Annotated in this window: 9 protein-coding genes; 5 read left to right on the top strand and 4 right to left on the bottom strand. The window is 69.1% G+C overall.

The features are described 5' to 3' along the window. On the bottom strand, nucleotides 1-793 hold a 793-nt coding region (locus A9X05_RS25005), incomplete at its 3' end, for a 3-oxoacyl-ACP reductase (protein WP_067784746.1). A 43-nt stretch (nucleotides 794-836) separates the two neighbouring features. Continuing rightward, nucleotides 837-1,028, bottom strand: a complete 192-nt coding sequence (locus tag A9X05_RS25000) for a ferredoxin (RefSeq protein WP_067280870.1) — start codon at nucleotides 1,026-1,028, stop codon at nucleotides 837-839. Nucleotides 1,029-1,229: 201 nt separating this feature from the next. Here A9X05_RS25000 and A9X05_RS24995 point away from each other — a divergent pair, with 201 nt between their 5' ends. The 5 genes from A9X05_RS24995 (at nucleotide 1,230) to A9X05_RS24975 (ending at nucleotide 6,121) form a co-directional block, all read left to right on the top strand. Then, nucleotides 1,230-2,411 carry an acyl-CoA dehydrogenase gene (locus A9X05_RS24995; protein WP_067760390.1) on the top strand — a complete coding sequence of 394 codons (1,182 nt, stop codon included), beginning with the start codon at nucleotides 1,230-1,232 and terminating at the stop codon, nucleotides 2,409-2,411. A 26-nt stretch (nucleotides 2,412-2,437) separates the two neighbouring features. Beyond that, the gene (locus A9X05_RS24990; protein ID WP_067784737.1) at nucleotides 2,438-3,535 is read left to right on the top strand and encodes an acyl-CoA dehydrogenase family protein; all 1,098 of its coding nucleotides are present in this window, start codon (nucleotides 2,438-2,440) and stop codon (nucleotides 3,533-3,535) included. Nucleotides 3,536-3,539: 4 nt separating this feature from the next. Next, entirely contained in the window at nucleotides 3,540-5,087 is a 1,548-nt protein-coding gene (gene fadD17 / locus A9X05_RS24985; protein ID WP_067784743.1) for a long-chain-fatty-acid--CoA ligase FadD17, read from the top strand. Next, nucleotides 5,071-5,298, top strand: coding sequence for a hypothetical protein (locus A9X05_RS24980; protein WP_067784734.1), 228 nt, complete (start codon nucleotides 5,071-5,073; stop codon nucleotides 5,296-5,298). Before fadD17 ends, A9X05_RS24980 begins: the two co-directional genes overlap by 17 nt. A 109-nt stretch (nucleotides 5,299-5,407) precedes the next feature. After that, nucleotides 5,408-6,121, top strand: a complete 714-nt coding sequence (locus A9X05_RS24975) for a hypothetical protein (RefSeq protein ID WP_067784731.1) — start codon at nucleotides 5,408-5,410, stop codon at nucleotides 6,119-6,121. Here A9X05_RS24975 and A9X05_RS24970 read toward each other — a convergent pair. Both A9X05_RS24970 and A9X05_RS24965 read right to left on the bottom strand, forming a co-directional pair. Continuing rightward, nucleotides 6,107-7,657: an acetolactate synthase large subunit gene (locus tag A9X05_RS24970; RefSeq protein WP_067784728.1), complete on the bottom strand. Its 1,551-nt coding sequence runs from the start codon at nucleotides 7,655-7,657 to the stop codon at nucleotides 6,107-6,109. The genes A9X05_RS24975 and A9X05_RS24970 overlap by 15 nt on opposite strands. Continuing rightward, nucleotides 7,654-8,362: amidohydrolase family protein (locus A9X05_RS24965; RefSeq protein WP_067784740.1), on the bottom strand; the 709-nt coding region annotated here is incomplete at its 5' end. The genes A9X05_RS24965 and A9X05_RS24970, both read right to left, overlap by 4 nt.

Genomic DNA, 8,362 nt, shown 5'->3' with positions numbered 1-8,362 from the left:
GCTCCGCCGTGGGCGCGGCAACCAGGGTCACCTGCGGCCCGTACACGATGAACACCTGCCCGTTGACTTCCGCGGCCGCCGGAGATGACAGGAACTTGACCAGGCTGACCACGTGCTCGGGCGACAGCGGGTCGATGCCACCCGCCTCCACTTCCGGTGCCGCACCGAAGACGTCGGCCGTCATCGCGGTGCGGGCGCGCGGACAGATCGCGTTGGCGCACACGCCGTAGCGGCCCAGCGCCCGCGCGGCCGTCAGGGTGAGCGAGATGATGCCGGCCTTGGCCGCGCCGTAGTTGGCCTGACCCACCGGGCCGACCAGCCCCGCCTCGGACGCGGTGTTGACCAGCCGGCCGAACACGGTTCCACCCGCGTCCTTGGCCTTCGACCGCCAGTAGGTGGCGGCGTTGCGGGTCAGCAGGAAGTGGCCGCGCAGATGCACCGCGATGACCAGATCCCACTCCTCGTCGGACATGTTGAACAGCATCCGGTCGCGGGTGATGCCCGCGTTGTTGACGACGATGTCGAGCCCACCGAGACCGTCGGCCTGGGCGACCAACTCGTCGGCGGTTGCGCGTTCGCTGATGTCGCCGGCCACCGCGACGGCCTTGGAGCCGGCCGAGTTGATCTCGTCGATGACGTCGGAGGCGTCCAGGGCGGTGGCGATGTCGTTGACGACGACGGTCGCGCCGAGCCGGGCCAGGCCGAGGGCCTCCGCCCTGCCGAGTCCCGCGGCGGCACCCGTCACCACCGCGACCTTTCCGGAGAGATCGGTCGCGTTCGCGCTGCTAGTCAATTTATGAATACCTCTAGTTTCTCAGGCCGCAGTGGGGCTCGAATTAATCGCCGCGCAACAGCGCGGCACGCGGGCATTCGGCAATCGCCTGCTCGGCCAGCTGCTCCTGATCGGCGGGGATCGGGTCCAGCTTCACGACGGCGTAATCCTCGTCGTCCAGGTCGAAGATATCCGGCGCGATTCCCAAGCACACAGCGTTACCTTCACACCGGTCGTGGTCGACGATCACCCGCACAGCACCCTCCTTGCACCTGGCCTTCACCTGAGGACATTCCCCATCAGTATGTAGGACCACCATAGGGCCCGGATACCGCTAGGGAAACGGTCGCTGGAATCTCAGACTAGAACGTGTTACAACCGGGAAGACGAACGGGTAGTCGTCGGCCGAGTAACGTCGGCTAATCGAGGCGAATCACGTTAACAAAGGACGGCTGGGATGCGCATCAGTTACACCCCTGAACAGGAGGAGCTGCGTCGCGAACTGCGGTCGTACTTCACCAAGCTCATGACGCCGGAGCGTCGCGAGGCGCTGACCTCCTCGGGCGGCGGCGAGGTCGGGACCGGCACCGCATACCGCGACACCGTCGCGCAGATGGGCAAGGACGGCTGGCTGACGCTGAACTGGCCCAAGGAGTATGGCGGCCAGGACCGCTCGCCAATGGATTCGCTGATCTTCACCGATGAGGCCGCGATCGCCGGCGTGCCCGTGCCGTTCCTGACGATCAACAGCGTGGCGCCGACGATCATGGCGTTCGGCACCGAGGAGCAGAAGAAGTTCTTCCTCCCCAAGATCGCGGCCGGCGAACTGCACTTCTCCATCGGCTATTCGGAGCCCGGCGCCGGCACGGACCTGGCCAACCTGCGCACCACCGCGGTCCGCGACGGCGACGACTACGTGATCAACGGCCAGAAGATGTGGACCAGCCTGATCGCGTACGCCGACTGGGTCTGGCTCGCGGTGCGCACGAACCCCGAGGCCAAAAAGCACCGCGGCATCTCGATGCTGACCGTGCCGACCACCGCCGAAGGCTTCTCGTGGACGCCGGTACACACCATGGCCGGTGTGGACACCAGCGCCACCTATTACTCCGACGTGCGGGTGCCGGTGACCAACCTGATCGGCGAGGAGAACGGCGGCTGGAAGCTCGTCACCAACCAGCTCAACCACGAACGCGTCGCCCTGGTCTCGGCGCAGCCGATCTTCCTCGCCCTGCAGGAGGTTCGGGAGTGGGCCCAGAACACCAAGGATTCCAGCGGCGCCCGGCTGATCGACTCCGAGTGGGTGCAGATCAACCTGGCCCGCGTGCACGCCAAGGCCGAGGTGCTGAAGCTCATCAACTGGGAGTTGGCGTCGTCGGACGGCGAATCGCTCAACCCGGCCGACGCGTCGGCGGCCAAGGTGTACGGCACCGAGTTGGCCACCGAGGCCTACCGGCTGCTGATGGAGGTGCTGGGGACCGCCGCCACCATGCGCCAGAATTCGCCCGGGGCGCTGCTGCGCGGCCGGGTCGAGCGGATGCACCGCGCGTGCCTGATCCTGACCTTCGGCGGCGGCACCAACGAAGTGCAGCGCGACATCATCGGCATGGTCGCGCTGGGACTGCCCCGAAACCGCTGAGCCCCACTCCCTAAGGACGAACAACGATGGACTTTTCGACAACCGAAGCGGCCACCGATCTCGGCGGCCTGGTCGACACGATCGTGGACTCGGTTTGCACGCCCGAGCACCACCGTGAACTCGACAAGCTCGATCAACGGTTCGACCGCGCGCTGTGGGGCAAGCTCGTCGACGCCGGCATCCTGACCAGCGCCTCGGCCACCTCGGTGGGCGGCGACGGATTCGGGGTGCTCGAGCAGGTCGCGATCTTGGTGGCGCTGGGTCACCAGTTGGCGGCCGTGCCATACCTGGAGTCGGTGATGCTCGGCGCCGGCGCGTTGGCTCGGTTCGGCACCGAAGAGCTGCAACAGGATTGGGGTGCTCCCGCGGTCGGCGGGGAGAAGATCCTCACCGCCGCGCTCCTGGGCGAGATGGGTGAGGGCCCGGTGCAGGCCACCCGCGCCGGTGACGGCTACCGCCTCACCGGCACCCGCACCCAGGTCGGCTTCGGACCGGTGGCCGACGCGTTTCTCGTTCCGGCCGAGACCGATTCCGGCACCGCCGTTTTCCTGGTCGCCGCCGGCGATCCCGGGGTTTCGGTGACCGCATTGGAGACCACCGGCCTGGGCAGCGTCGGACACCTGGCGCTGGACGGCGCGGACGTGGCCGGTGCCCGGATGGTCGGCGGCGCCGAGGTTGTCGTCTGGCTCGACACGCTCGCGGCGCTGGGGCGCAGCGCCTTCCAGCTGGGCGTGCTCGAACGCGGACTGCAGCTCACCGCCGAATACGCCAGGGAGCGGGAACAATTCGATCGCCCGATCGGCAGCTTCCAAGCGGTGTCGCAGCGGCTGGCCGACGGCTATATCGACATCAAGGGCTTGCGGCTCACCCTCACCCAGGCGGCCTGGCGGGTCTCGGAGGACGTTCCCGCCGAGATCGACGTGGCCAGCGCCGCGTTCTGGGCCGCCGACGCCGGGCACCGGGTGGCGCACACCATCGTGCACGTGCACGGCGGCGTCGGCGTGGACACCGATCACCCGGTGCACCGCTACTTCCTGGCCGCCAAGGAGGCCGAATTCGCGCTGGGTGGTGCCACCGGTCAGCTGCGCCGGATCGGCCGCGAGCTGGCGGAAACCCCTGCCTGAATTCGTGCTTCCCCCCGATCCGACGGTCACCAAACTGCTGGCGCCGCTGGCAGAAATCGATGACCGGGGCATCTACTTCGAAGACACGTACACCACCTGGCGGGATCACCTGCGCCACGGCGCCGCCATCGCGGCGGCGCTGCGGGACCGCCTCGACCCGGCGAAGCCGCCACACATCGGCGTGCTGTTCGAGAACACCCCGTTCTTCTCGGCGATGCTGACGGCGGCGGGCATGTCCGGGATCGTGCCGGTGGGGCTCAACCCGGTGCGCCGCGGCGACGCGCTGGCCCGCGACATCGCCCATGCCGACTGCCAAGTGGTGTTGGCCGACTCGGCTTCGGCCGCCGCGCTGGGCGACATCGACCACGTCAACGTGGACTCCGCCGAGTGGGCCGAAGAGGTGGCCGCACATCGCGATGCCGAATTGCACTTCCAATCCGCAACGGCCGCAGACCTGTTCATGCTGATCTTCACATCCGGCACCAGCGGCGAACCCAAGGCGGTGAAGTGCAGCCACGGCAAGGTGGCGATCGCTGGCATCACGATGACCCAGCGCTTCGGCCTCGGCCGCGACGACGTCTGCTATGTGTCGATGCCGCTCTTTCATTCCAACGCGGTGCTGGTCGGCTGGGCCGTCGCGGTCGCGTCCCAGGGCTCACTCGCGTTGCGGCGCAAGTTCTCCGCCTCCAACTTCCTGATCGATGTCCGCCGTTTCGGCGCCACCTATGCCAACTACGTCGGCAAGCCCCTGTCCTATGTGCTGGCCACGCCCGAACGGCCGGACGATGCGGACAACCCGCTGCGAGCGGTGTACGGGAACGAGGGCGTGCCCCGCGATGTCGCACGCTTCGCACGCCGGTTCGGGTGCGTCGTGCAGGACGGATTCGGTTCCACCGAAGGCGGTGTGGCGATCGCGCGCACCCCGGACACCCCGGATGGTGCGTTGGGCCCGCTTCCCGCGGACGTCGACATCGTCGACCCCGATACCGGTGAACCCTGCCCCGTGGGCGTGGTCGGCGAGCTGGTCAACACGGCCGGCGCGGGCCGCTTCGAGGGTTACTACAACGACGAGGCCGCCGAGGCCGAGCGGATGGCGGGCGGGGTCTACCACAGCGGTGACCTCGCCTACCGCGACGACGCTGGCTACGCATACTTCGCGGGGCGGCTGGGTGACTGGATGCGCGTCGACGGTGAAAACCTCGGCGCCGCTCCGATCGAGCGGGTGCTGCTGCGCCATCCCGACGTGACCGAGGTGGCCGTGTACGCGGTGCCCGACCCGGTGGTCGGGGACCAGGTGATGGCCGCGCTGGTGATGGCCCCCGGGACCGAGTTCGACGCCGAGAAGTTCCGCGCCTTCCTCGCCGAGCAGCCCGACTTGGGACCCAAGCAGTGGCCGTCCTACGTTCGGGTCAGCGCGGAACTGCCGCGCACGGTGACCTTCAAGGTGCTCAAGCGCCAGTTGGCGGCGCAGGGCGTCGACTGCGAAGATCCTGTCGTGCGGATCAAGCCGCAAACGGGAAGGGGAATCTCGGCAGATGCCGAAAATTCGTGAGTTGATCGCCGGGTCGGCCCTCCTCGCGTCGCTCGGCGGCGCGGCACTCGGTTTCGGCGCCGGGTGCGCCGCCGCCGACCCGGTGCCACCGCCCCCGCCCCTGCCTCCGCCGCCCCCACTGGTTTACGCGCCGCAGACGCCGGAACGCGCGCCGTGGGAACCGCCGCCGCAGGAACCGGGACTCCCGCTGCCGCCGCTGCCGCCGGGCTAGCGACGCGCCGTCCCCCGTGGCGCGCTGTGCGATGGGTACGTCGACGATAATGCTTGACTGCACGGGACGCCGGGATCGAAGGAGACGCGATGGTTGGTCCGACCAGCGCATGACTTCCCGACCCTTGGAGACCGCGCTCGAAGCGAGCTTCGATCAACTGTCCGCCGCGGTGCCGGCGGAGGTCGGCATCGCGATCGCCCGGCCGGACCGCACGTATTCGCTGGGTCGATGGTGGTCGGGTGTCGCATGGTCGACGATCAAGGTGCCGTTGGCGATCGCCGCGCTGCGCAGTGATTGGTTGCGCGCAAAGGACCTGGCCGTCAAGGCCATCACCGAGTCCGACAATCACGCGTCGGAGCGGTTGTGGTCCGGTTTGGGCGATCCCGAGGAAGCGGCGCGCCGGGTGCAGGGCGTGATCGCCGAGGGCGGTGACACCGCCACGGTCGTGGAATCGCGCCGGATCAGGCGCGGCTATACCGCGTTCGGCCAGACGCAGTGGACTTTGCAGCGGCAAGCCCGGTTCGCCGCCGAGCTGCCGTCGATCCCCGATTCGTCGGACGTCATCGACCTGATGCAGCGCCTCAGCAGCGGCCATCGCTGGGGCCTTGCCGCCAAAGGCTTTGCGGCCAAAGGCGGTTGGGGGCCGGGGATGCACGGCGACTACCTGGTGCGCCAATTCGGGATCGTGCCCACGCCGTCGGGGCACTGGGGTATGGCCCTGGCCGCCAGGGTCCACGACGGGGTGTTGGAGACGGGCATCGATGTCCTCAACACGATGTCGGAGTGGGTCCTCGGCCGACTTCCGGGGCTAGCCCGTTATTGACGGCACCACGGCGTCGATCAGGTGCGGCCCGGATTCGCTCATCGCGTTCCGCAGCGCGTCGGCGAGTTCCTCGGCGGTGCTGACGCGGCGCGCGGGCACCCCCATTCCCTCGCTGATCATGACGAAATCCATTGTCGGCCTTGACAGGTCGAGCAGGTCGAGCGCCTTGGGCCCGGGGGCCGATCCGGCCCCCACCCGCGCCAGCTCGATCCGCAGGATGTCATAGGCGCTGTTGTCGTAGATCACGGTGGTCACGTCGAGGTTTTCGCGCGCCTGAGTCCACAACCCGGAGATCGTGTACATCGCGGAGCCGTCGGATTCCAGGCAGAACACCGGCCGATCGGGGGCGGCGACGGCGGCGCCGACGGCGGCCGGGATGCCGTACCCGATCGCGCCGCCGGTCAACGTCAGCCAATCGTGGGCCGGCGCCCCCGCGGTGGCCTGGGCGAGCAGCACGCCGGAGGTGTTCGACTCGTCGACGACGATCGCTCCCTCCGGCAGCAGCGCCCCGATCACGTCGGCCGCCGACGCGGACGTCAGGGCACCCGTCGGCAGCTGAGGCCGCGCCGCAACGGCAACGGGCGCAACGGTTCCGGGCGCCAGCTCGTCGGCCACCGCGGCGAGCGCCTCGGCGGCACCGCTGTGTCCGGCGAGCAGGTGAACCTCGCAGCCGGCCGGGACGAGGTCACTGGGCATGCCCGGGTAGGCGAAGAAGGACACCGGCGACTTGGCACCGGCTAGCACCAGATGCTTGGCGCCGTCCAGCTGGGCGGTGGCGGCCTCGGCGAAATAGGCCAGCCGCTCGACGGCGGGAACGCCCGCGCCGCGCTCCAGCCGCGCCGGGAACGTCTCGCACAACACCCGCGCGCCGGTCGCCTGCGCGATGCGCGCGGCGGCGGCAAGGCCCGGTCCGCGGGTGGCGTCGCCGCCGATCATCACCACCGTGGGTTCCCCCGAGCGCAGCACCTCGATCACCTCGAACGCCAACCGCGGTTCGGCCCCCGCCGGCTCCGCAGGAGTCGTCCCGGCCGGTTGCGCCCCGTCCGACCATGACGCGTCGGCGGGCAGGATCAGCGTCGAGATCAGCGAGCCCGCCCGGCTCGCGGCGATCGCCTCCGCCGCATCGGACGCGACATCCGCGTTGCGTTCGGTGCGACGTACCCACCCGGAGACGGTTCCGGCGAGCGCGTCGATGTCGGATTCCAGTGGGGCGTCGTACTTTTTGTGGTACGTGGCGTGGTCGCCGACGACCACGACCATCGGCACCTGAGCGCGCCGGGCGTTGTGCAGGTTGGCCAGGCCGTTACCCAGGCCGGGGCCCAGGTGCAGCAGCACGGCCGCCGGCCGGCCGGCGATGCGGGCGTAGCCGTCGGCCGCCCCGGTGGCGACGCCCTCGAACAGCGCCAGCACACCGCGCATTTGCGGGACGGTGTCCAGCGCGGCGACGAAGTGCATCTCCGAGGTGCCCGGGTTGGCGAAGCACACGTCGACGCCGCCGTCGACCAGAGTGTTGATCAGGGCCTGGGCACCGTTCACGTGTCTGCCTCCAGTTTGAAAACGCGCTCGGCGTTGCCGTGCAAGAACTCTCGGCGGCCCTCGTCGGCCAGGTCGAGTTCGGCCAGCCCGGCCAGGGCGTGCGCGTGGGTCATCATCGGGTAGTTACTGCCGAACAGGACTTTGCTTTGTCCGGTACCGGTTTTCATGAACCGGATCAGCTCGTCCGGAAGCCGCTTGATCGTGTACGCCGAGGTGTCGATGTAGACGTTCTCGTGTTTGCGGGCGACCGCGACCATCTCCTCGGTCCACGGATAGCCGACGTGCCCGCACACGATCACCAGCTCGGGGAAGTCGAGGGCGACCTGGTCGATGTAGGGAATCGGGCGGCCCGTCTCCGAGGGCCGTAGCGGACCGGTGTGGCCCACCTGGGTGCAGAACGGTACCCCCAGCTCCACGCATTCGGCGAACAGCGGGTAGTACCGGCGGTCGGTGGGCGGTGCGTTCCACAACCACGGCACCACCCGCAGGCCCAGGAATCCGTCCCTAACGCGGCGGCGCAGTTCGCGGACCGCTTCCATCGGGCGGTCGAGATCGACCGCGGCCAGCCCGCCAAACCGATTCGGGTGCATGCTGACCCACTCGGCGACCTCGTCGTTGGAGATCAGGTCCTGGCCGCCGGGGCCGCGCCACGCGCTGAGCAATCCGAAGCGCACGCCGGCGGCGTCCATAGTCGCGATGCTCGCC

Source organism: Mycobacterium sp. E3298, from assembly GCF_001666895.1.
GTDB lineage: Bacteria > Actinomycetota > Actinomycetes > Mycobacteriales > Mycobacteriaceae > Mycobacterium.
Note: the sequence above shows the minus strand (reverse complement) of the source record. Positions and strands in the feature narration are given on the sequence as shown.